The organism is Cognatundibacterium rugosum, from assembly GCF_014284365.1.
In the GTDB taxonomy this organism is placed as follows: Bacteria; Pseudomonadota; Gammaproteobacteria; order Burkholderiales; family Burkholderiaceae_D; genus Undibacterium; species Undibacterium rugosum.
This window is the reverse complement of the sequence record NZ_JACOGG010000009.1, coordinates 1-24176: the sequence shown is the minus strand read 5'-3', so window position 1 is coordinate 24176 and position 24176 is coordinate 1. Positions and strand designations below refer to the sequence as shown.

At 52.0% G+C, this 24176-nt stretch carries 24 protein-coding genes; 15 read left to right on the top strand and 9 right to left on the bottom strand.

The features are described 5' to 3' along the window. Positions 1 to 2: 2 nt before the first annotated feature. From H8K47_RS09895 to H8K47_RS09880, 4 genes are all read right to left on the bottom strand, one after another. Positions 3 to 728: an ABC transporter ATP-binding protein gene (locus H8K47_RS09895; protein WP_186881245.1), complete on the bottom strand. Its 726-nt coding sequence runs from the start codon at positions 726 to 728 to the stop codon at positions 3 to 5. A gap of 9 nt (positions 729 to 737) precedes the next feature. Then, a complete protein-coding gene (locus tag H8K47_RS09890) occupies positions 738 to 2009 on the bottom strand; it encodes an efflux RND transporter periplasmic adaptor subunit (RefSeq protein WP_186881244.1) in 1272 nt (423 codons plus the stop codon). Between the two features lie 61 nt (positions 2010 to 2070). Then, on the bottom strand, positions 2071 to 2313 hold the full coding sequence (locus tag H8K47_RS09885; RefSeq protein ID WP_186881243.1) for a hypothetical protein: 243 nt from the start codon (positions 2311 to 2313) through the stop codon (positions 2071 to 2073). Between the two features lie 174 nt (positions 2314 to 2487). Beyond that, positions 2488 to 2919 (bottom strand): MerR family transcriptional regulator, encoded by a 432-nt coding sequence (locus H8K47_RS09880; RefSeq protein ID WP_186881242.1) that lies wholly within the window; start codon positions 2917 to 2919, stop codon positions 2488 to 2490. Positions 2920 to 3101: 182 nt separating this feature from the next. Between H8K47_RS09880 and H8K47_RS09875 the strand changes: the two genes are divergently transcribed. From H8K47_RS09875 to H8K47_RS09860, 4 genes are all read left to right on the top strand, one after another. Next, positions 3102 to 5717: a heavy metal translocating P-type ATPase gene (locus H8K47_RS09875; RefSeq protein WP_186881241.1), complete on the top strand. Its 2616-nt coding sequence runs from the start codon at positions 3102 to 3104 to the stop codon at positions 5715 to 5717. Positions 5718 to 5842: 125 nt separating this feature from the next. After that, a complete protein-coding gene (locus tag H8K47_RS09870; RefSeq protein WP_186881240.1) occupies positions 5843 to 6772 on the top strand; it encodes a metallophosphoesterase family protein in 930 nt (309 codons plus the stop codon). Between the two features lie 199 nt (positions 6773 to 6971). Beyond that, a complete protein-coding gene (locus tag H8K47_RS09865; protein ID WP_186881239.1) occupies positions 6972 to 8012 on the top strand; it encodes a GMP reductase in 1041 nt (346 codons plus the stop codon). A gap of 579 nt (positions 8013 to 8591) precedes the next feature. Further along, positions 8592 to 9362, top strand: a complete 771-nt coding sequence (locus H8K47_RS09860; RefSeq protein WP_186881238.1) for an energy transducer TonB — start codon at positions 8592 to 8594, stop codon at positions 9360 to 9362. Between the two features lie 50 nt (positions 9363 to 9412). On the opposite strand, the gene H8K47_RS09855 is transcribed toward H8K47_RS09860, so the two are convergent. After that, positions 9413 to 9904 (bottom strand): chemotaxis protein CheW, encoded by a 492-nt coding sequence (locus tag H8K47_RS09855; protein ID WP_186881237.1) that lies wholly within the window; start codon positions 9902 to 9904, stop codon positions 9413 to 9415. 59 nt (positions 9905 to 9963) lie between these two features. Then, positions 9964 to 10767: a tRNA cyclic N6-threonylcarbamoyladenosine(37) synthase TcdA gene (tcdA, locus tag H8K47_RS09850; RefSeq protein ID WP_186881236.1), complete on the bottom strand. Its 804-nt coding sequence runs from the start codon at positions 10765 to 10767 to the stop codon at positions 9964 to 9966. 115 nt (positions 10768 to 10882) lie between these two features. Here tcdA and H8K47_RS09845 point away from each other — a divergent pair, with 115 nt between their 5' ends. From H8K47_RS09845 to H8K47_RS09820, 6 genes are all read left to right on the top strand, one after another. Continuing rightward, the gene (locus H8K47_RS09845) at positions 10883 to 11413 is read left to right on the top strand and encodes a hemerythrin domain-containing protein (RefSeq protein ID WP_186881235.1); all 531 of its coding nucleotides are present in this window, start codon (positions 10883 to 10885) and stop codon (positions 11411 to 11413) included. A 53-nt stretch (positions 11414 to 11466) separates the two neighbouring features. After that, a complete protein-coding gene (gene pdxH / locus H8K47_RS09840) occupies positions 11467 to 12102 on the top strand; it encodes a pyridoxamine 5'-phosphate oxidase (protein ID WP_186881234.1) in 636 nt (211 codons plus the stop codon). A gap of 170 nt (positions 12103 to 12272) precedes the next feature. Beyond that, positions 12273 to 13400: an MGDG synthase family glycosyltransferase gene (locus H8K47_RS09835; RefSeq protein WP_186881233.1), complete on the top strand. Its 1128-nt coding sequence runs from the start codon at positions 12273 to 12275 to the stop codon at positions 13398 to 13400. Between the two features lie 10 nt (positions 13401 to 13410). Further along, positions 13411 to 13881, top strand: a complete 471-nt coding sequence (locus H8K47_RS09830; RefSeq protein WP_186881232.1) for a hypothetical protein — start codon at positions 13411 to 13413, stop codon at positions 13879 to 13881. Next, the gene (locus H8K47_RS09825; RefSeq protein ID WP_212681248.1) at positions 13878 to 14486 is read left to right on the top strand and encodes a dual specificity protein phosphatase family protein; all 609 of its coding nucleotides are present in this window, start codon (positions 13878 to 13880) and stop codon (positions 14484 to 14486) included. The genes H8K47_RS09830 and H8K47_RS09825 overlap by 4 nt, the downstream gene beginning before the upstream one ends. Before the next feature lie 145 nt (positions 14487 to 14631). Next, positions 14632 to 15153: an SRPBCC family protein gene (locus H8K47_RS09820; RefSeq protein ID WP_230405143.1), complete on the top strand. Its 522-nt coding sequence runs from the start codon at positions 14632 to 14634 to the stop codon at positions 15151 to 15153. A gap of 46 nt (positions 15154 to 15199) precedes the next feature. Here H8K47_RS09820 and H8K47_RS09815 read toward each other — a convergent pair whose 3' ends face one another. The 3 genes from H8K47_RS09815 to H8K47_RS09805 form a co-directional block, all read right to left on the bottom strand. Further along, a complete protein-coding gene (locus H8K47_RS09815; protein WP_186881230.1) occupies positions 15200 to 15712 on the bottom strand; it encodes a lysozyme in 513 nt (170 codons plus the stop codon). Between the two features lie 123 nt (positions 15713 to 15835). Beyond that, positions 15836 to 16366 (bottom strand): peptide-methionine (S)-S-oxide reductase MsrA, encoded by a 531-nt coding sequence (gene msrA, locus H8K47_RS09810; RefSeq protein ID WP_186881229.1) that lies wholly within the window; start codon positions 16364 to 16366, stop codon positions 15836 to 15838. Between the two features lie 221 nt (positions 16367 to 16587). After that, positions 16588 to 17238 carry a DsbA family protein gene (locus tag H8K47_RS09805; RefSeq protein ID WP_186881228.1) on the bottom strand — a complete coding sequence of 217 codons (651 nt, stop codon included), beginning with the start codon at positions 17236 to 17238 and terminating at the stop codon, positions 16588 to 16590. A gap of 207 nt (positions 17239 to 17445) precedes the next feature. On the opposite strand from H8K47_RS09805, the gene H8K47_RS09800 reads away from it, so the two are divergent. The 5 genes from H8K47_RS09800 (at position 17446) to H8K47_RS09780 (ending at position 23816) form a co-directional block, all read left to right on the top strand. Continuing rightward, positions 17446 to 18369 carry a LysR family transcriptional regulator gene (locus tag H8K47_RS09800; protein ID WP_186881227.1) on the top strand — a complete coding sequence of 308 codons (924 nt, stop codon included), beginning with the start codon at positions 17446 to 17448 and terminating at the stop codon, positions 18367 to 18369. Positions 18370 to 18486: 117 nt separating this feature from the next. After that, positions 18487 to 18819: a hypothetical protein gene (locus tag H8K47_RS09795; RefSeq protein WP_186881226.1), complete on the top strand. Its 333-nt coding sequence runs from the start codon at positions 18487 to 18489 to the stop codon at positions 18817 to 18819. Positions 18820 to 18946: 127 nt separating this feature from the next. Next, positions 18947 to 20290 carry a hypothetical protein gene (locus H8K47_RS09790; RefSeq protein WP_230405144.1) on the top strand — a complete coding sequence of 448 codons (1344 nt, stop codon included), beginning with the start codon at positions 18947 to 18949 and terminating at the stop codon, positions 20288 to 20290. Continuing rightward, positions 20287 to 20997 (top strand): hypothetical protein, encoded by a 711-nt coding sequence (locus H8K47_RS09785; RefSeq protein WP_230410186.1) that lies wholly within the window; start codon positions 20287 to 20289, stop codon positions 20995 to 20997. Before H8K47_RS09790 ends, H8K47_RS09785 begins: the two co-directional genes overlap by 4 nt. Before the next feature lie 5 nt (positions 20998 to 21002). After that, entirely contained in the window at positions 21003 to 23816 is a 2814-nt protein-coding gene (locus H8K47_RS09780) for an ATP-binding protein (protein WP_186881225.1), read from the top strand. The last annotated feature ends 360 nt before the right edge of the window (positions 23817 to 24176 follow it).

The following is a 24176-nucleotide window of genomic DNA, read 5'->3' as shown; positions in this document are numbered from 1 at the left end:
TCTCAGATCTGCTGGCTGGCAATGCCAGCAATAGCGGTCTGTACCAGCGTCGGGGATGAGCGCACCAGATCAGACACCTGCCCATCAATGATGTGAACATTTCTTTGGGCACGCACCGCCAGTTCGGGATCATGGGTCACCATCAGTATGGTGGTGCCACGTGCATTAATCTCTTCGAGTAACTCCATCACACTGCGTGCCATCTGGGTATCGAGATTACCGGTCGGTTCATCTGCCATCAGGACTTTCGGTTCACCGGCCAGCGCGCGTGCAATCGCCACCCGCTGCTGCTGTCCACCCGATAATTCAGCGGGATAATGCTTCGCTCTGGAGGCCAGACCAACCTGCGCCAGCGCCTCTTCTATACGACGTTTGCGCTCATCGGCGGGCAAGCCACGATAGCGTAAAGGCACATCCACATTGTCGAACAGATTCAGATCCGGAATCAGATTAAAGCCCTGAAAAATATAGCCCAGCTTCTCATTGCGCAAGCGGGTACGGTCACGGTCAGACAGGCCTTTCACATTCACGCCATCCAGAAAATAATCGCCTTCCGTGAAGTCTTCCAGCAAACCGGCGATATTCAGAAAGGTCGTTTTGCCGGACCCCAATGGCCCGGTCACGGTAACAAATTCGCCTTCGCGCACATGAATTTCAAAGCCACGTAAAGCGTGGGTTTCGATCAGATGCGTGCGATATACCTTACTCAATGCGTTCATACGTAACATCTGTAACTCCTAAGGGTGAATGCGGACAGCCTGGGCTTGTTCAAATATCTCAGTTCCGGAAATGATCACCTGATCGCCGGGCTTGAGACCGCTGATGAATTCAACTGCTGCAATGCTGGTCGCCCCCATGCGCACCGGGGTGCGGGTGGCGATACCGTCTTTGAGTACATACACATAGCGCCCACCTTCGCTCTCAACAAAAGCGCCACGCTGTACCAGTAAGACATTCTTTTTTTCTTCGATCAGTAAACGTGCAGACACACGCTGACTTTGACGCAAACCGGCTGGCACCTCAGCATCAAAACGGACCCGTGCCAGCACCTGATTTTTAACCACCTCCGGCGACATCGCAGATAGTTTGCCTTGCGCCTTAATGCCATTGATATCGAGCTCGACGCGCATCCCTATGCCTAAATCAGCGACATAGCTTTCCGGAATTTCCAGCTCAACTTCTAACTGCGACAAGTCGATCAGCGTCATCAGTGCAGCATTGGCAGTCACCACACTGCGGTTGGCCACAGCCAGCGTACCAACCACACCATCAACCGGTGCCCGCAGGCGTAATTCTGCCACCCGCCGCTCCAGATTTTCCTTGTGCAGACGTTGCTGCTGCCATTGTGCGATTCTGGATTTCAGCACCAGATCGACATCCTCACTTTCCAGCAAACTGGCCTGAGACGCATGTCTGGCGCGGATTTCCGCACTGTGAAGGTTATCCTGCACGCGCTGGAATTCATTTTTTTGTACTACCCCGGCCACACCGGCTTTTTCTATACGCTGAAAGGCACGCTCAGCCGCAACCCGCTCGATCTCCGCCTGGTCAGCATCTCTGACTGCCAGCAATTTCTGTTTGCGTGCCAGGATTTTCTGACGTGCGATTTCGGCTTCCAGCTGATCCAGGATGGCCTGTTCACGCTTGAGTTCAGATTGTAAATCCGGCGATTCTAATTCAGCCAGCACATCGCCCTTCCTGACCGCATCACCCGCCTTAACCAGTAATTGCACGGTGCCGGCGCTGCCAGCAAACAAGCTTGGGCTATTGGCAGCGACCAGTCTGCCATTGACCGCAGCGTCGCGCACCAGCGTCCCGGTTTTCACTTCTGCCACGCTGATGCGTGCCATAGAAAATGAACGTGAACTATCGCTGCGCATACGCAGACTGACATAAAGCGCGAGTGCCAGCAAAGCGATTGCCAGCACAACCATTTGCCAGCGGCGCTGACGCCACCAGCGTGGTGCGGCTATCGCCATATCCTGTTGTGAAGTATCCCTGATACCCATTTTTTCTCTATCCCTCTCCATTCAATTTCTGGCTATTACTGCATTGCGTATCGCATCGGGACTAAGCCCGGCGGATGTAACGTACTTGCAACATGAGACCATCCCAGTGCCATGTATGCGTCACCAGGCGCACCGCGCTGCTGTCCGCTTGCGTTACGTACTGCGTAGTGGTGATGCGCTGACTGCCCTGCGACCACAGATGAACGCCGCTTAACAGGCAGCAGGCGGCCAGCACAAACGACATCAGATGTCGCAGGCAAGCTGTTATCCGCAAACTGTTTTCAACATCAACAAAAAGTGCCATCTGTTTCTCCTCAGGTGCTGGCAAACTCTATTGCAGAATGCGTGCCAGGCCAGAGGAAAACGCCAAGTGTTTGTTTTTATTCAGGATTTATATTTTTCTAAGGAAAGCAGATGGTGTCCGCACACAATGCGGACAGTGGTGCGGACAGCTTGCGGACAGCTGAGCGGACGACGTTCAGTTGTCCGGTGAGGGATGGGCTAAGGCCTCGATGATGGGACATTGTGCCTGTTGCGAGGCGGTGGCGCAGGCATGGATCAGTTGCGACAACATGCTTTCCATCTGACGCAAATCCGCCAGTTTGGATCTGACCTGCATCAGTCTGTCCTGCGCGATATCGCGGATCGCGCTTTTGTCATTGCACTCTTCCAGCATCAGTAAATGCCCGATCTCGTCCAGACTGAAGCCCAGTTCCTGCGCGCGTTTGATGAAGCGTATGCGCTCTGCCAATGCACTGGAATAGGTGCGAAAACCGCTGCTTGTCTGTGGTACTGGTAACAGAGTACGGCGCTGGTAATAGCGTATGGTCTCGACCCCCACTCCCGCTGCGCGCGCTAGCTGGCCGATGGTGAGTTGATCCTGATCAGATTTCGCTGACTTAGCTGACATTTTAAATTCTCCTTGACTCCGTTCTCAGGTACAGAGTCTATGATACAGACAGGACTTACGCAAAAATTGCGCAGGCTAGACGCGGAGCCGAAGACAGTGCAACTGTACGGCGGGGCGAAAGCAACAACGCCAGCGTCTGTTTTGCCTAAGTCCTGACAGAAAACAAAGACTCAGGAGTTCTTATGCACCATCAGCATCAAGGCGATTGCTGCGCACACCAGCCCGCGCAGCAGAATGAAAAAAAATACACCGACCCGGTGTGCGGCATGCAGGTCGCCAAAAGCGAGAAGACCACACGTTTTCAAGGCATTGCCTATTATTTCTGCAGCCCGACCTGTGTCAGCCGGTTCGAGGCTGAGCCAGGGCGCTACGTAAAAACCAAGAAGGTGATACAACTGGGTCAGAGCAGTCCTGCTGCTGCCAGCGCAGCAGCAGCGCCTGCCAGCGGCGTATCATCATGCTGCGGCGGCCAGGACCTGATGCAAAGCGATGCACTGGGCGCTTACACCGATCCAGTCTGCGGCATGCGCGTCAACGCCAACTCTGCCCATCAAACCACACATGCGGGACAGCCGTATTATTTCTGCTGTGCGTCCTGCCTGCAAAAATTCAGTCAGTCACCGCAACGCTGGCTCGATCCTGCACAGCGCCCCGCTGCTGCAGTGGCAGATCCGGGCGCTGTTTATATGTGTCCTATGGACCCTGAGATCGAACAAATCGGTCCCGGCATTTGCCCGATCTGCGGCATGGCGCTGGAGCCAAAAGAAGCTAGCATGCATGAAGACACCAGCGAACTCGATGACATGACGCGCCGCTTCCGCATCAGTCTGCTGCTGGCGCTGCCCCTGCTGCTGCTCACCATGCTGGATATGGTGCCAGCATGGTCCATGCACAGGCTGCTGGGTATGCAAGTCTTTAACTGGCTGCAGTTTGTGCTCGCAACCCCAGTGGTGCTGTGGTTGGGGCGACCATTTTTTGAACGCGCACTCAGCTCATTTCAAAGCCGTCATTTGAATATGTTCAGCCTGATTGGCGTCGGCACCGGCAGCGCCTATCTGTTCAGCCTGGTCGCCTTGATTTCCCCCGACAGTCTGCCGCCGGCCTTCCGTATGGATGGCATGGTGCCGCTGTATTTTGAAGCCGCTGCGGTCATCATCAGCCTGGTCTTGCTGGGTCAGGTGCTGGAACTGCGCGCGCGTTTTCAAACCAGCAGTGCGATTAAAGCGCTGCTGTCGCTGACACCCGCCACGGCTTTACGCGTGCTGCCCGATGGCAGCGAGCAGGAGGTGGCACTGGATCAGGTACAGGTCGGTGACGTATTGCGTGTCAAACCGGGTGCCCATATTCCGGTCGATGGCAAAGTGCAGGACGGGCAATCTTATGTGGATGAATCCATGATTACCGGCGAAGCCACAGCGCAAGCCAAACAGGCGGGCGATACAGTGGCAGCCGGCACCCTGAATCAACAAGGCAGCTTCACCCTGCGTGCAGAACGGGTAGGCCGCGACACCCTGCTGGCTGGCATCATCGCGATGGTGAATCAGGCCGGCCGCTCACGCGCACCGGTACAAAAACTGGCTGATGCAGTTGCGGGCTGGTTTGTACCAGCGGTGATTGTCATCGCCCTTGCTGCGTTTGGCCTGTGGGCCTTTTTCGGCCCACAACCCGCACTGGCTAACGGTCTGATGGCTGCAGTGTCAGTGCTGATCATTGCCTGCCCATGTGCACTGGGACTGGCAACGCCGATTTCTGTCACCGTTGGCATAGGACGTGGAGCATCCGAAGGTATTTTGATTAAAGATGCAGAAGCCCTGCAATTGCTGGAGCGCGTCAATACCCTGATCATCGATAAAACCGGCACCCTGACCGAAGGTAAGCCACGTCTGCAAAGCTTCCAGGTCCATCCGGCGGCTGATCGCCAACAACTGCTCAGCCTGGCTTTGCAACTGGAGCGCCAGAGCGAACATCCACTGGCGCAAGCCATCGTGCACTATGTGGTATCAGTAAGCCTGAATACAGCCCTGCCAACGGTGCAACTGAGTCAGTTTGAAGCTGTCACCGGCATGGGTGTACGCGCCACGGCATCCGGTCAGACTATCATTCTCGGCAAACTCGGCTACCTGCAGGCGCAGGGCATTGATACCACCTACTGGCAGCATCAGGCTCAGCTCGCCCAGCAACAGGCGCACACGGTGATGGGGCTGGCAGTCGGTCAGCAATGTCTGGCCTTGATCAGCGTGGCGGACAGCATCAAATCCAGCAGCCTGCAAGCGGTCGCTGACTTGCAGGCACAAGGTCTGCGCCTGATCCTGATGACTGGTGACAATGCCGCCACTGCCAACGCGGTCGCCACCCAGCTGGGCATACGGGAAGTCCACGCAGATGTGCGGCCAGAAGATAAATTCCGCATGGTGCAGCAATTGCAGGCCACCGGCAGTGTGGTGGCGATGGCAGGCGACGGCATTAATGATGCCCCGGCATTAGCACAGGCAAACGTCGGTATCGCCATGGGCAATGGTACCGACATCGCCATGCAAAGTGCGCATGTGGTTCTGGTCAAAGGTGATTTACGCGGTATCGCAAAAGCGCGCAAACTCTCCCAACTCAGCATGCGTAACATCCGTCAAAACCTGTTTTTTGCGTTTGCCTATAACCTGATAGGCGTGCCGGTTGCGGCCGGTGTTCTGTTCCCATGGTGTGGCATCTTGCTGAGTCCCATGATCGCGAGTGCGGCGATGAGCCTGAGTTCGGTATCTGTCATCACCAATGCACTGCGTTTGCGGCGCGCGCGCCTGTAAGTCTATCCAAGTTCCGCTGCGGGCAGAGTGAATCCGGTTCTGCCCAGCGGCCTCAGGTAAAATACGCATTTTGGCAGCCAGCCTTAGCCGCTGCCGTGCTGCCACCTGTACCTGTGATCTTAATTATGCGACTGTATTATTTACTTCCCCTGCTTTCCAGCCTGTTACTGAGCACCAGTCTGCACGCTAACGAGCAGACATCCCAAGTAGCACAAATCAGAAAACCCCAAAAACTGAAAAACCCGCTCACGCTGTATATCGCCGGTGATATTGCCGACTGCCGTAAGCAGCCAGCAGGTGAGACCATGGCAGCGCGGACTTCAGATCTGATCCTGGCTGCACTGGAAAAAGACAGTAATGCCTATGCCCTGACCCTGGGTGACAACACCTACCCGATTGGCAAGCCGGAAGAATTCAGCAATTGCTACGATCCGACCTGGGGTCGCTTTAAGGAGCGTACCCTGCCCTCACCGGGCAACCATGACTACGGTCAACCTAAGGCACTCGGTTATTACAATTATTTCGGTGACATCGCAGGGCCGGAACGGCGCGGCTATTACAGCAAGCGCATAGGACAATGGCATCTCCTGTCGCTCAACAGCAATCTGAGCGGCAGCCAGATGCAAAAACAAATCGAGTGGCTGCGCGAAGAATTAAGCAGCAATCAAAAGCTATGCACACTCGCATTCTGGCACCATCCGGCTTACAGCTCCGGCGGACACGGCAATAACAGTTTCATGCAGCCAGTCTGGAAAATGCTGGCCGATGCCAAAGCGGATATCGTGCTGACTTCGCACGACCACGACTATGAGCGCTTCGCTCCGATGAATGGCAATGGCGATAGAGATGAACAAGGCGGCATACGCAGCTTCGTCGTTGGCACAGGCGGTGCCAAACTCACGCCTATGTTTTTCCCTAAAGGTACGACAGAAATCCGTGACAACAATACCCATGGCGTACTGAAGCTGGTTTTGCACGAAAAATCCTATGAATGGGAATTCATTTCTATCGGTGACAGTAACTTCAGCGACAAAGGCAAAGGCAGTTGCCACTGAGTTGAAACCGACTTGGAACTGAGTTGATTCAGTCATGACTCTGCGCCGGGTATACGCTATACGTGATACCCGGTATCCATAAATCTGATGCAAACGAAGGCCGCTTCAGGACTATACTGAACTACGGCTCAACGGTTTTGTTCGTCTTCTCGACAAAACTGCCTTTTCCCGCGTCCGCCAGACGCATTACGGAGTCGTTATGCACATCGAAGAAACCCTGAGACTGGACTTTAAAGACGTTCTGATACGTCCTAAGCGCTCAACCCTGACATCCCGTTCCCAAGTCGAATTAGCGCGTGAATTTGTATTCCGCCATTCACGTAAAACTTACCACGGCATTCCTATCATCGCAGCCAATATGGATTCCACCGGCACCATAGAAATGGCGCACGCACTGGAAGGCCATCAGTTATCGGTCGCCCTGCATAAGCATTACGACGTCGATACCCTGGTCGCGTATTTCAGCTCGCTGGAAAAAAAATCGACTGCGTTTTACTCCATGGGCATCACCCAGAGTGATTTTGAAAAATTCACCACTGTAATGACGCGTGCCCATAATGCGATCGAATACGTCTGCATCGACGTCGCCAATGGCTACACCGAAACCTTCATCCATTTCGTGAAAAAAGTCCGTGATACCTACCCACATCTGACCATCATGGCAGGCAATGTGGTAACGGGAGACATCACAGAAGAGCTGATTCTGGCTGGCGCGGACATCGTAAAAGTCGGCATCGGTCCTGGCTCGGTCTGTACCACACGCAAAATGACGGGTGTTGGCTATCCGCAGTTATCGGCGATTATCGAATGCGCGGACGCTGCCCACGGTCTGGGTGGACAAATTTGTGCCGATGGTGGCTGTGTCGTGCCGGGTGATCTGGCCAAGGCCTTTGGTGGCGGCGCCGACTTCATCATGCTGGGCGGTATGCTGGCTGGTCACGATGAATGTGCGGGTGATCTGGTCGAGCGCGATGGTCAGCAATTCAAACGCTTCTACGGCATGAGCAGCCGCGCTGCAATGGATAAGTATGCAGGTGGTGTGGCTAAATACCGCGCCTCGGAAGGCAAAGAAGTGCTGATTCCTTACCGTGGTCCTGTTGACGCGAGCCTGCAAGACATACTGGGTGGCGTACGCTCAGCCTGCACCTATGTGGGTGCGCATAAACTCAAGGAGCTGACCAAGCGTACCACCTTCATCCGCGTGACTCAGCAGTTGAACGAGGTCTTTGGTAAGTCCTGAGGCAATACTATACGCTTAGGGAGCTGAACCTGAGCAAACCCGAAGCGCTGAGGCGCTAAATTCGTACGGCCTTCAAGGCCTGAAAGCCGTGTTGCACCAGAATGCAACACGGCTTTTTCTTTTTTCCCGAAACGTAACTACGATGCTGCTGTCCCCGCGCCCATAACGAGCACCAGCCCGTCCCCGCTCTTCCGTCTGTCAACATCTCACTATGCGGCAAATTTACCACAGACAATATATTTAATTGGCACGATCCCTGCTAGGTAAAACAAGGCACGAAGGCGAGCCAGAATGAAAATTGTTATTCATTGAATATTGCGATAAGAAAATTTCCGTGGCAGCATAGTTTCAATATAAACAGAATGCATTCTGCATCTTATTGCGTTCAGTGAGCCGGTTTTCATCCTTGCAAGGCCGACTCAGCTGATATGCCAGATTCAGAACTGGAATGAGGCAACGCTGTACTACCCACCATGAATGAGCGCTGACAATCGGTCGCACAGACGCGCATCATGGACCTGAGGTGGTTTTGCTGAATTCCTGAAAAAATAAAAAAACCAAATTTGTAGGTGGAGAGATATGAAAAAGCTAGTCAATAAGGCATGGCCATCCATGGCTGCGCCGGCACTTGTTTTTGTGTGTGGCAGTATGTTGTTATCAGCCTGTTCCAAAGATCCTGCACCTGTTGCACCGGCAGCCGATGCCGCCAGTACGGCCAACACCGCCAGCAATATTGCGCAACCTACCGGACTGGTCAAAGATCCGGTCAAACATGCACATACTGCCGACGTGACCAAATGGATGGATCAGGCATCGAAGAAAACGCCAGCCCAAATCGCACAAGAAGAAAAACTGGCACGCGAAGCCAAAGAAAAGCAGGCAGCCGAAGCGAAAAAAGCACAAGAAAGCAAAACCGTAGCGCCTAAAACTGTGGCCAATACGATCAAAGAAACCGTAACCCCAATTCCGGCGCCGGCACAAGCCTCGCCTGCGCCTGTACAGACCGCAGCCGCTGCGGCACCCGCCAAAGCACCAGAAGCGGCTCCCGTTGTAGTTGCCGCACCCGTTGTGAAAGCCCCTGAGCCGGAACAAAATACCGCTCTGAAATTGCTGAATAAGGTACAGCCCAAGTATCCGACAGCTGCTGCGCGTGCCGGAATCGCGGAAGGCAGCGTCAGCGCCAGATTGCATGTGGAAACAGATGGCCGGGTCTCACAGGTAGAAATTCTGAAAGCCAGACCCACTAAAATATTTGATAAAGAAGTCATTGCTGCCGCCGGCCAATGGAAGTATGCGCCAGTCTCGAAGGCACAAACGACGGTTGCAGAATTCAGTTTTAAACTGGATTAAAAAGGTCAGTGTGGCCCGCTGGGCAGCAGTCACGCTGCCCGGCACGCATCTCAGGCAGGCTGTATCAGGCCCAGCTCTGGGCTACTGATGAGTTTATCGATATCCAGCAAAATCAACATACGCTGATCCACTTCACCCAGACCGGTGATAAAGTCAGTTGAAAAGACCGAGCCCAGATCAGGCGGCGGCTTGATGGCGGCCTGAGAGAGCGTGACCACATCAGATACGCTGTCAACCATCATACCAATCACGTGACCACGGATATTGAGAATGATATTCACAGTCGCCTCATCCATCCTGGCCTCGCCGGTGGCAAAACGTAAGCGCATGTCGATCACGGGTACGATCACACCGCGCAGATTCAGTACACCGCGCAAGTAATCCGGTGCATTGGCAATCCGGGTCAGCGGTTCCAGATTACGGATTTCCTGCGTCTGTAAAATGTGTATGCCGTACTCCTCCGGTCCCAGACGAAAGGCCAGATATTCCTGTTCATCGGTACCATCTTGTGCGGCTTCATCCTGCAATACGGCTTCACTCATTGATCCCCTCCTGAAAAGTTCAGTCCATTGTGCAGATTACGCTTAACGTAGTTACTGCTCTATTTCTGATCTAATCCGGCCAGCTTGCGCAGTACATGCGCCGCAGCCATCAGTCCAAATGATGCCGTCACGACCACCGACGATCCAAACCCCGCGCAATTCAGGCCAGTAATACCCACACTATCAGCAGCGTCACTACTCACCTCACACATCTCGGCCGTCTCTGGCATGGTCAGCACTTCCATCGAAAACACGGCATCAATCCCGAACTTGTTTTTTGTGCCACGTGGGAAGCCGTGATTCTGCCGCAAACGCTTACGTACCAGCGCCAGCAACGGTTCCTGCTCGGTGCGCGATAAGTCGCGGATTTCTATTTTCGACGGATCTGTTTGTCCACCGGCCGCACCTATCGTGATCAAAGGAAGCTGGTGCTGACGGCAATATGCGATCAATGCTGTCTTTGCTTTCACATCATCGATCGCATCGATCACATAATCAAACGGCCCAGATAGCATTTGCTCCAGATTATCAGCTGTAATGAAATCTTCAAGTTCTGTAACCTGACAAGTGGGATTTATCAGCCGTATTCTTTCCGACAACGCAGTAATTTTTGCTTTGCCCAATGTCTCGGTCGTGGCCTGAATCTGGCGATTAATATTCGATTCCGCGACATTATCCAAGTCTATCATGGTGATACGAGCGATTGCGCTGCGTGCAAGTGCCTCCACCACCCAGGAACCCACGCCGCCAACGCCGATCACGCAGATGTGTGCAGATTGAAAACGTGCCAGTCCGGCACTGCCATACAAGCGGGCGACACCGCCAAAACGACGTTCAAAGTCGATTTCTGAATCTTGTTGCATAATTGAAGTAATGGTGAATTCAGACTACATTTTACAAGAGCGCGCTTGATATGACGCAAGCACGTACCAGGTACCTACTGCATAATGCGAACTTGCTTCTTCCAAAGGAGTCACTATGAGCACCTTATTTGATGCTGCACCCGGTTTCGATACGCCTATCGCTGTGTTAAAACATTGCCATGACCGTATCCGTAAACAGCTGGCGACACTGGATAAATTAGTCAATTACCTGCCAGACCGGGGCGTGGATGAGAGTGTGCAGCAAGCTGCCAAAGCAGTGCTGAAATACTTCATCAAAGCTGCGCCGCTGCATCATCAGGATGAAGAAGTCGATTTGTTACCAGCCTTGCGTGCAACTGTTACTGGTGCAGATGCCGAATTGCTGAGCGAGCTTAGCCATACTATTTTGCAACACCATGCGCAAATGGATCAGCAATGGAAGGGATTGCAGGCTCAGCTGGAAGCACTGGAAGATGGCAGTGGCTATGATTTATCGCCCTCAGATGTAGACGACTTCACGACTCTGTACCAGGCACATATGCAGATCGAAGAGACACAAATCGCACCGATGGCTTTGAGGGTGTTGAGCGAAGAGCAAATGAAGCAGTTGGGTGCATCGATGCAAGCCCGGCGTGGCATCACTTGACGGAACCGGCCTGATGGCCAGAATTGCTGATTTTTTATTTAACAAGGAAATCTATGTCTATTGCTGACATTCGTAAGGATTATCGACAAGCGAGCTTATCCGAGGGCGATGTGCAGGCCGATCCGTTTGCACAGTTTGGAATCTGGTTTCAACAGGCTTTGACGGCAGATGCAGCAGAAGCAAATGCCATGAGCCTGGCTACGGTCAATGCTCAGGGTCGACCTTCATCCCGCATCGTGTTGATCAAGGAGTTTGATGAGCGCGGTTTTTGCTGGTTCACCAATTACGACAGCGCCAAGGGTGCTGATCTGGAAACGAATCCCCATGCGGCCTTGCTTTTTTTCTGGACGGCACTGGAACGTCAGGTCCGCATCGAAGGCCGGGTAGAAAAAATCTCCGCTGAAGAAAACGACAGCTATTTTTTCAGCCGTCCTCTGGGCAGTCGGCAAAGCGCGAATGCATCACAGCAGAGTCAGCCTGTGGCTGGCCGCGAAGTTCTTGAGCAGCAACTGCAAGCCGTGATCGCGCAATTTGGTGAGCACCCACCGCGTCCGAAACATTGGGGTGGCTATCGCCTGATTCCCGAGCGTCTGGAATTCTGGCAGGGCCGCGCCTCTCGTTTTCACGACCGCATCGTCTACACCCGTAATGCAGATCACAGCTGGAGCATTTCGCGTCTGCAGCCCTGATCACTTGACACCGACCGAGATGCACAAGTGATGTCCAAATCACACCAGCCTGCCCGTCACAAGGCAGGCTTTTTTTGTCGCGATATCCTGCATTTACCAAATAGCGATAATGACAAGTGCATGGTATTCTGCCCACCTGTTTCCCGATTCCGACTTTTTGGTGGCATGCCATGCGTAAGAAAAAAATTCTTTTACTGAGTGTCTCTGCGGGCGCCGGACATCAACGTGCAGCTGAAGCCATACGCAGCGCAGCGCTGCTGAATGACAGCCAGTTCGATGTGCTGCATCTGGATGCGATGCAGTTTGTGACTGCAGGCTTTCGTAAAATTTATACCGATTTTTATATCAAACTGGTCAACAAGGCGCCGGCATTGTGGGGCTATCTGTACCATGCGAGTAACGAAGCACAAAGCGACAGTACGACGGAAAAACTGCGTCGTGCTCTGGAGCGCCTGAATGCACGCAGCCTGCTAAAAGCGATAGAAGAATTTCAGGCTGATGCCATTATCTGCACCCATTTTTTACCTGCTGAGATGTTGTCGCGCGAAATACGTAAACAGCGTCTGCATTGCCCGGTCTGGGTGCAAGTGACTGATTTTGACTTGCACCGGATGTGGGTGCATGAACATATGACTGGCTATTTTGCAGCCAGTGAGGAAGTCGCAGACCGTATGCTGGAAAATGGAATTCCAGTTGAAAAAATTCATGTTACCGGCATACCCATCATGCCCGCATTTCAGCAAAAGCTGGAACGCACAGCCTGTGCACCCGAATTCGGTTTGCGTGCGGATATCACCACGATCTTGTTGATGGGTGGCGGTGCTGGTTTGGGTGGCCTGGATCAGGTGGCAGCCCGCTTGCTGAGTCAGCAAGCCGGGTTTCAACTGATTGTGATGGCTGGAAAAAATGCGACTGCGCTGCAAGCCTTGCAAACACTGGTGCCGCGCTACCCCAGCCGCCTGTTCCCCCAAGGTTTTACCAATCAGGTTGAGCGTCTGATGGCGTGCTCTGATCTGGTAATTACTAAGCCCGGTGGCCTGACCACCTCTGAATGTCTGGCGCTGGGCTTGCCTATGATTGTGAACTCGCCGATACCTGGTCAGGAAGAGCGCAATGCAGATTATCTGCTGGAGCAAGGCGTGGCACTCAAAGCCTACGATGACATCAGCCTCGCCTATCGCGTAAAACGCTTACTCGACGATACAGCCAGACTAAGTGCAATGCATTCCCGCGCCAAGGCGTTGGGCAAACCGGATGCTGCTGCGCGCGTTCTCGCAACGGTAACAGCTGCGCTGTAACGGAGTCCGCATGACATCTATCCGAAACTCTGTCTTGCTCACGCTGAGCTGGGTTGCCTTGCTGGCGATATTTTTTGCCCAGGTAGAAATTCAGATTGAGGGCAGCGCCGGCTGGGCCGTGAATTTGCCAACCTGGCGCATAGAACAACACTGGCTGCTTGATCTGTTCTGGGGTGGCCGCGCCATGACTGGTTACCATGCCTGGGTCTTTCCGCTGATCGCGATGTTTTTTCATTTTCCCATGGTCATGCTGCAGCAATGGTCCCTGGCCTTGCAGGCACGTACGATTGCCTGCATCATCGTATTTTGGATCATCGAAGATGCAAGCTGGTTCATCATGAATCCGGCCTTTGGCTGGCATGCCTTGCGCCCGGAAACAGTGCCCTGGCATCACCATTGGTGGTGGAACTTGCCGGTCGATTACTGGTTGGGAAGCGCAGTGGCAATTGTTTTATTTCATCTTTCGTACCGGAGAAAATGATGCGCTACGATGTGCGTACCTGCGGCCTGATACTGATGCTGTGCCTGAGTCTGCTGAGCTTGCAACAGGATGCCGCCGCAACCCAGGCAACACCTCAAACGTCGACAGATTCTCAGCGTCCGCAACAATGGGCGCAAGCGGTCGACACCTCAGCAAATTTATTCAAAGTGAATGATCAGTTTTACCGCAGTGCGCAGATACAGTCAGAACTGCTACCCACATTGCAAAGCCTGGGGATCAAAACCGTCGTGAGCCTGCGTGCGTTTCACTCAGATGAACAGATACTGAAAAACAGCGGTATACGCATGCAGCGTATCGGTATCAACACCTGGGATATCAACGATAACAATGTCATTTTGGCTCTACGTACTTTGCGCAACGCGCAGCAACAGGGTCCGGTATTACTGCACTGCCAGCATGGTGCAGACCGTACCGGCCTGATCACTGCGATGTATCGCATCCTGTATCAGTCCTGGACCAAAGAACAGGCACTGGAGGAACTGACTCAAGGTGGCTACGGCTATCACAGTATGTGGAAAAACATTCCCGATTATCTGCGCCGCGCAGATATAGAAAAAATCCGTCAGGGTGTTAATCTGCCTTGATCCTGTCTTCATAAGCTAACTTCTTTTTTCTATGAATAGTCATCGCTCCCCTGTCCCGCTCCGGCATATGATATGCACACGCGCACTGCTTGGCGTGTCCAGCCTGTTTTCGTTATGTCAGAGCAGCCAGGCAGAACAGATAGAAATGAGCAAAATCAATCATACAGTTCAATTACTGGATTTAAGCAAAGCAGACAGCCGCGCTAAGCGATTTGAAGCTGCGACGCTGATAGATGCACCCGTTGCGCAAGTATGTGCTGCAATTCTGGCCTATGACAGTTATCCGTCTTTTATGCCGAATACCAGCAAAGTCAGCGTTGTGAAACTGAATGACAATGCCTCACAGGTGGATTTCACACTGTCACTGCCTTTAGGTAAAACAAAAAAATACAGACTCAGGATGACGCCTAAACAGACTGGTACTAACTGCCACCTGAGTTGGAAAATGCTGCCTTGGGAGGGCTTAAAACAAGAAGAAACAATCGCAGACACCCAAGGTTATTGGTCACTTAGCAGCGTCAGTAATGATGTCCAAAAGACGGTAGTACGTTATGTAGTGGAAACCGATCCGGGGCCGGTTCCGTTAGGGCTGGGCTGGATCGTCGACAGCATGAGTAAAGACAGCATCCCGAAAATGCTGGAAGCGCTGCGCGCGAAACTGCGCTAACCCGCACCATGTCGTCCTGTCAGCCTGCTGAGCTCAGTTTGATGATTCAACAGGGTGTCAGGAATAAGGTACGTTCGGCTGCTCGCCGTGCAACCAGACCAGGGAAGGGCTTCCCTCCAGCCATCACCCAGCGGCCGAATTCATCAGCAGCGCCCTGATAATCACCCTGATTCAGTTTTTTGAGTAAGGTCGAGCTCTTCAAATTGCCTATACCCAGATTAAATGTAAAACTGGTCAGGGCGCCAAACTGGTTGTCATTCAACGCGACACTGACCACCGATGCTACATCCCGGCCCGCATTCATCAAATCGCTTTGCAACAGACTTTGTGCTTGCACCATCGTGATGCCTTGCGGATACAAAGCCAGCACCTGTGCCCGGTCCGCTTCGCCTTTTAAAAAACGCCCCTGAAATGTTATTGCATGGCCCCACCCTATAGTCCAGATGCCAACAGGATCCAGATAGGGATCGATATTCGGGGTAGCAGAATTTCCATCTGGAATACCTTCATACTTCTGAACCAGATTAAGGGTTACCTGATTCACATTGCGTAGCGCCATAGCTCACTCTCCGGCCGAATTAGAAAAATACAGAGGCGTAACGACAGCGCAATAGAATGACACAAGAGCACTTGTTTCGCCGGGCAAATATTAACAAAAACCCATGCTCAAATGCGAAAAATATCAATCCTGTTTCCAGATTTTCCGGAAGGCCTGGCGAGCCTTGCTCACCTTAGGCGCAACCACAAATGCACAATACCCCTGCTGAGGATGCTGGGTAAAATAATCCTGATGGTAGGCTTCCGCCGGGTAAAACATGGGTGCCATCGCAAGCTCAGTCACGATGGGTGCATCCCAGTGATCTGCCATTGCAGTTTTAACGGCTTCCGCGATGGCGTGTTGCTCGTGGCTGTGACTGTAAATCACGGAGCGGTATTGAGTACCAACGTCATTACCCTGGCGATTCAATGTCGTCGGATCATGAATTAAGAAGAATATCTCCAGTATCTCGCGATAGCTGATGATGGCTGGATCAAAGCTGAGTCTGACCACTTCCGCATGCCCGGTCTTACCGGTACATATCTGTTCGTAGCTGGGTTGATGCACCTGTCCGCCACAATAGCCAGACTCGACGCTGAGCACACCATGAATACGCCGGTAAACAGCATCTAAACACCAAAAACAACCGCCCCCTAAAGTCGCTGATTCGCGCATCGCTATTTTCTCCCAGATAGACCTTCTGATCTGCACGATATGCACGATATACACATCATCGCAAACATTCTTGATCACCTATTCTGACAGAGGCAGTCATTTCTTGCTTGCGGTCAGCATCTTTGATTCGTCTATATGGAATTACTCGCGCATGCAATCCTGTCAGCATCCGATGACACAGCGAGTTGCCGCATTCTAAGTCCCATGAATATGGACCTGAATTATGTTTGCTGATGCAGCAGTTGACGTTCTATCAATCCAATCAACTGGCGCGGTGCCTGGTACGCCAGACTGGAATTCAGATAGCGCAAGCTGCCATTTATTTCCAGTATCAGGTTGGGAGAGCCACTATTTCCTACGCTGTGCTGTAACTCCTGGCGCGCCCTATTTTGCTCTGAGAGTAACGACGCTGATTTTTCATAACCATCCAGAAATGTTGCTTTCGAACAGTCTAATTCTTCCGAAAAACAGGCTAACACATGCAAGTCACTGACGTTCCGCCCCTCGACATAATGCGCATATTGAATCTTTTCCAACATCAGCAAAGCCAGATTTGCTGAGCGTTGGCTGCAAGATAAAACTGCAACCGCTGGTGGTACGGAATGATAATTCAGCGCATGATCCCGTTTCAATCTATCAACATAAGCTTCGCCATATGGAACGCCTGTCAATGCGGCAATTTTTGCATCTGAATTCAGCATGTGTTCGCGATATTCAGACGAAATCATAGTCGGCTCGGGAAACAACAGGCCAGGGTGAAACCCCCATTGCAGACGATCTTCGAAATAAGCCTGACTGGCACGTAAGAAAGGCTTCATCGCATAGCACCATCCGCATAGTGGATCAAAAATCAAATGCAGCTTGATGCTCATACTTCTGGTCTCCATGAAAACAGGATGTAAGGGATTGTAAGCAATACAACATACCTGACATAGTGGTATTAGCGAAAATCTCTTTTCTGTATAGCGAAACAATCTTATTTCATTAAATTGATAACAATTGCAAAAAAAGTTATTTTGCTATTTCCAAATCTTTTTAGCTCAGCTTAGATACTGTTACCACAAGAAGGAAACAGTGTTATGCAATTTGACCAACTACGCCGCATGGCCATATTTGCGCAAGTGGTACGATACGGTTCATTTTCAGCCGCGGCCAGAGCACAGGATTTGACGACCTCAGTCATTAGTGCTGCAGTAACTCAGCTGGAAGATGAACTTGGCGTGCGCTTGCTGCACAGAACAACACGTAGTCTGTCACTGACAGAAATTGGCCAGGAGTTTTACGAGAAATGTGCCGATATGCTGTCCACCGCAGAATCTGCACAAGAGATTATTCATGAACACTCTGGTGAGATCAGCGGCCGCTTAAGAATAGCCTGTGCCTCAGACGTCGCGACCAGAATCGTTCTGCCTGCGCTTGGCCCGCTGGCATCAAGCCACAAACAGCTGATGCTGGATATCCGCGTTTCCGATCAGGTTATTGATCTGGCGGAACATCAGATCGATCTGGCTATCCGTTCAGGCTGGCTACGGGAGTCTGCCCAGGTTGCGCGAAAATTAGCTAATCTCGATGAAATTCTGGTCGCCAGTCCCGTCTATCTGCGCGCGGCCGGTGTGCCGCAAACCCCGGCTGAATTGATGGAGAACCACAAAATGATCAGCCTGACCAGACTGAGTGACCCGTGTCAGCTCAGTTTGCAGCACCGGCATGGCACACAAGAGAAGATTATGATGTCTGCATTTGCAATGACAGACAGCGTGACCACGATGGTCGCCATGTGTTTGGACGCCTACGCGATTGCACGAGTCCCCTCATTCACTGTCGCTGATGAAATCCAGCAAGGAAGCCTGGTACGTTTGCTGCCAGAATGGAGCTTGCATGGCGGGGGGATATTTGCCGTAACATTAAAACGTAAACTGCAACCACCAAAAGTGCAGGCGGCGATAGTTGCACTGACCCGTTTTTTGGAAAATAAAGTATGGCTGCCACCAACCCAACGCTGATTTGAGTAAATCTGTGTGCATTGTATTACGTCACTTACAAAGGATTACAAGCAAATTGCATTTGTAACAATAAAACCGTCTACAATGCAGAGACTTTTTTCTGCATTGTAGGATGGTATGAACACCTCAGATATCAAAGATTGTCTGCGTAGCTTATTTCGGATACGGCAACAGCGCAGCCTGCCACCGCCGGGGCCCAAGCCCGCATTCGGTGCAACGATTATCAATCAACAAATTAAGATACAGTTGTTTGTCCCTATCGACTATGAACAATGGGACTGGCTGACCGCACATGGATGGCGCACTATGGATATGCGGGGAAACCGGCGCCGCTATTTCCGGGTTCCCCGCAATGCGGTTCAACGTATGTTAAGTGCCTCAAAGGAAGAGCGAGAACACATCCATCAACGCGTGATCAGCTATCGCTATCCGCGCAGCAGACTGGAATAGCAGTATTCCGGCGACACAGATGCTGGATGCCTGGATGGGCATTCTGAACGCCTTCAGGCTCAGCCAACCAGGAAAACGTTTCACTTAAAACAATATTCAAGCCTCTTGCAAGCGGGTAAAATGCCGTATGCAAAATTTTAGTGACGATGCTCAAGTCCAGACCGGGGATGACCTCGCTCTGCAGACGTATTTCAAAGCAGGAATTTCACCCGACGACGTTTCCGCTGTATTCCCCCTTAAACGTGCACAACCTGTATTACAGGCATTTACTGCATTGTTTCATGGTGGGTTTAATGCAGTGCTATTGCGTCTGCTGGTGCTGCGCGAACTGGCGGCGGATGTGGAATCCCCCTCCTTAACCCGTGCCGATATCAATGCCAAACTGGCCTATCTGGATCCAGATGCACTCGAAACCGTGCTGTCACGCTTACGCGGTAATGGACTGCTGGCGTGGGATTCCGGCGCCGGGGTTTACCGCATCACGCCGACGGCTCGCAATGTCATGGCAGCACTGGAATCTTTGATACAGGTCGAGGAACACAATGACCAGGCAGAGATGAGTTACATGCTCACGCAAGTCGCAGGCGCGCAGGCAGTCGGCGGTGTATCCGTCGAACAATTACATCATTTACTGGGACGACTGATCGAACTGACTGAGGAATTTTCAGACGCCATCGCATCTGGCTCAGAATTTCAATTGCGGGCAGCACAAAAAAAATGGCATACCGCCTGTGACTGGGTAGAAAAGGGTTCTAAGATCATTCATGCCATCACCCATGATGAACGGGCTGACGCGGCAACGCACAAAGCAGCCCAGGCGATAGGACGTGCCCAGAGTGCGCTGTTGAATATGCAGGGCATGTTTTCGCGTGCATTGAATCAGATAGAAAGACAGCGGGTGCATCTCGGCCAGTCTGGTTTGTCGACCACAGATATCAAGACCTGGTTGCTGCAAAAAGAAGATCTGGCCTCACTCGCGGATGAGGCTCTGGCACATCCGGTGACCCCGCTGTTTATCACGCCGTCTGAAATGATAGATGTGGCAGAAAGTGAATTACTGAGTCACCGGGTATCGGCTGTGGCCGGTGCTCTGCCGGCCGGTGAAAACGCGGTTTCTGTCGCCAATGACAACGATGATGCATTGCATGAACTCGATCACTGGCTGGATTTGCTCAAGCATATCCAGCCCGGAGCAAAAGGGATTCCACTACAGGATTTGCTGCTGCCCGCCAGCTTCGCCGTTGCGTCTTACCGAGCATCGATGCTGCCTTTACTGGGTGATCCCAACGAATCTGCCTTGCAAGGCGCAACTGGCACGCTGGCACGGCTGCCATTGATATTCCAGTCCAAAGACAAAATGCAGAAACTCAATGATGCGCAGCTCGCTGCGATTTCCATTGCCAGTCTCGTCGCAGCACCAAGCGCAGACGATGCACCAACTGCAGCCTCCCCTATTCAGGAAACACCATGACTGAAGATGTACAAATTCTGATTGCGCGTTTGCTCGCGCATCAAACTTTGCGCCGTGAAGACAAACTGGTTAAACGCGCCTTATCCGATGAGCTGTTTCGTGCCGAACTGGATACGAGACTCAAAGCCTGTGGCATGAAATTTGTCGATAATGTATATGCCGACCATGTGACACTTGCACTCACACGGGATAGTGAATCCAAAGTATTCGGTACCAAAGACACCTGGCAAAACAATAATTTTGGTCTGGCGCGCGATGGCGTTGCCTTACTGGTGGTGCTTTGGTCGCTGATCATATTGCCCAAACGTGAGCGACAAGAAGCACATCAGCTCGCAGAAGAAGATCAGAACGATATGTTCGGCAAAGAGAAACCATTACCACGCGCAGAAGACACGTCCATTGGCATTTCCTATCGTGCTTTGCTGGCCGACTTCGGTGACAAGCTGGGCAAGAAAACCCGCATGGATATGAATCTCGGCCAACTGGTCAGGTTGGGCTTTGTTGAGAGAAAAGCAGATCTGATTCTGGAAGGCCCCTTGCTCGATCTGCTGATGGATACCGACACACTGAAGGACCGCATCATCAATGGTGCGCTGTCGGATATATTCCATTTGCCAGCAGCACGAACACCCGCAACGATCATCGCGAACACCAATCAAGTGGCCAACGCGGATGCATCTGGCTCAACCGATACAGAAGAAAATTAAGCATCATGTTTCATATCAAATCACTTGAGCTCGTTCATTGGGATTACTGGCAACGTATTAAGAATATCCCGCTGGATGCCAAAATCATCACCATTGCCGGCCAAAACGGATCGGGAAAAACAACGCTGCTGGATGCCTTACGTACCCTGTTCGGACTGGAATGTTCGATGGGGCGCTCGTATAAACACTATGCACGCCATTCTGGGCAGCAGACCGCATGGCTGCGCGCTGTCGTGGATAACAGCGCGGTTGGGCCGCAAATTTCTAATCGTCCCTTCCGCCTGTCCGGCCTGTATGAAGATGAAGTCACACTATTCTGCAAGATAGAAAAAAATGGCGGTGACTGGAAGCGCCAGTATCTGATGCGCGGCGGTAAAGTCGAGATCGAAGATATTATTGATGCCAATGACTGGCTGGGCGTAGAAAGTTATCGCAAACGTCTGTCGCATGCAGGCTTGTCCAATGCGATGGGCAAGGTCCTCGCCCTGGAACAAGGTGAAACCGATAAATTGTGTGAGTATTCTCCGCGCCAATTACTGGATCTGGTGTTTCAGGTATTCGGGGATAAAGAGGTATTGGATGCCTATGATGACGCGAAACATCATCAACAGGATACTGAGCTGGAATTGCAACGATTTGAAACTGAACTGGAAGCGGCAAAAACCAATCTGGAAGGCTTACGCCTCAAAGTCGCGAACTACCATCAGTACGAAAGCCTGACCAAAGAAAAGCGCGACTTGCAGGAAGCGATTTTACCTACACTGCAATATCACGAAGATCTGGCGAAAGCAGCGACCACCAGCGAGTCACTGCGTGCCTCACGCCGTTTTCTGAAAAATCAGGATGAGGCGCTATCGGGTCGTCGTCAGCAATTAGCGCAGCAAGCGCAATTACTGAGTGAAGCCAAACACGCCGAAACTACGCTGGAAGCAGAAGAAGGCGCGCTGCGTGAAAAACTGCAGCAGATTAATGCCAAACTCAAGCCTCAGGAAAGCCTGCTCGAACAGAAAACCCGTCTGCAAAAGCTGGCGGCTGAAGCGGATGCCGATGTTGCGCATATCGCCAACGATCTGGAAAATAAAGAAGCCAGCCTGTCCCGCCTCAAGCAGGAACGCGATACCTTAAATCAGCGCATCGCGAGCGACATGGACACGATCGCTGCGCTGCAGGGTAAGTCTTCCATGCCCGAGCCTGAAAATGTCCGGCAAATGCGGCGTGCACTGTCGGAAGCTGACATCGCACACTGCATGCTGACCGATATCGTGGAGGTCACCGACACCAAATGGCAAGCTGCCATCGAGGGTGTGCTGCGCGCCTATACCTCCGTCATTTTATTGGACAAGGCCAGTGACGCCAGCGCCGCTTATCGCATCGGTGAAAAACAAAAGTACAATCACTTCATCGTACCGGAACGCATCAGTGCGCCAGTCGTCAAGGATAAGAGCCTGCTCTCTGTAGTCAACTTCACTGCCCAGGCACCCGCCTGGCTGATCGAGCAATTACAACGCATCGTGACGGTCGATTCAATTGACAGCGGCATGAAGCTGGCACGCCAGCAGGAATGGATCACACCGGATGCCTATCATTTTGAACGACGTGGTGGCCGCTCTTTATTTGTCGAAGTCTCACGCTACCGCTTTGGTAATGCAGGCCGCAGCCAGCGACTTGAAGCACTGTTAAGAGCCCTGCCACGCCTGCAATCGCAGGAAGATGTGCTGACGATGCAAATCAGCCAGCTGGCTGGAGAAATCAGTGCCTATAAAGCACGTCTGGCAGGCGTGGATGCGGCAAAAGAACTCAGTGCGCGGCATGCTGAATTCGAAGAAGCTAGCCGCAATACCCGGCCACTGAAACAACAAAGGATAGAAGTAGGTAGCCGCTTAGGTGAAATTGCGCCACTGCTGAAAGCCGCCACAGAACAACGCTCGGTGGCACAACTGAAGTGGGAGCAGGCAAAAGCAGCCATTGCGGATGCCGAAGCACAAAGCCGCACGCTGGAAAAACGTCACACTGAAGAACGTCAACATCACTTCGATACTTTACGCCAGATGCGGCAGACCTGGAACAAGCTGCCAGCTGCCTGGAAGCGTAGCAGCCATCGCCAGGAGCTGGTTGCAGAACATGAAAATGTCCATCAGGTGGAACTGCGTATCCGCAGTCTGAGTCATAATCTGGCGCGTGACGACTGGGAAACCGATGCGACAGTAGTCGATCAGTTCACCCGTCTGCAAACCTTGTTACAAGGACGTCAGGCAGAAACGGATGAACGCCGCTATCAAAATAACCGGGCAATAGAAGCCACGATCAACGCACGCGCTGCCTACATGGACAGGCTACGTTACACCATCAAAGCCTATAGCAAAAATATCCGTCAATTGGGAGAGCTGGCCGGTATTGAAGTTCATACCGATCCTGTGAAACTGGAAAACGATGATATCCAGCTTGCTCAGGCTGGTTTGCATGTACGCTTCAAGTTCGATGGCAAAGGCCCGATAGGCATGAATGACGGCGAAGCATCCGGTGGTCAGCAGGTCATGAAATCACTGATATTGCTAATAGGCCTGCTTAAATCAGAAGATGGTTCGGGCGGCTTTGTATTTATTGACGAACCTTTTGCGCATCTGGATATACGCAATATCCAGCTGGTCGGTGAATTCCTTAAAAATACCGATGCACAGTATTTGATGACCACCCCGCTGACACACAACACGGATGTATATGATCCATCGGAGCTAACGCTGATCACCAGCAAAAAGAAAAAAGAGTCAGAATGGGCGCAGCCTATCTTTGTATTACAGCGTAAACAGCGAACTCATTGAGTATGTTCAGTGATTCGCTTTTAATCAGCCTAACAAGCCCTGTACAAACCCGGTCATACTACACAAATTAAAGAACCTTCAGAAGCAGCAAAGGGAGTACGTGCAAGCGTACTCCCTTTGTGTTATTGGCTGTCTGTTGTTTTGTTTTTAGCTGATTGCCATCCTTGAGTTTGATTCGCCGCCGTAGCAGCCGAATTCCAACAGCAAAGCACAAAGCACAAAGCAAAGCGTAAAAAGCAAAACCCCCCGTTACGGTTGTAACGAGGGGTTTTTAAAGGGAGCCTGACGATAACCTACTTTCACACTGGTTGCAGCACTATCATTGGCGCAGAGTCGTTTCACGGTCCTGTTCGGGATGGG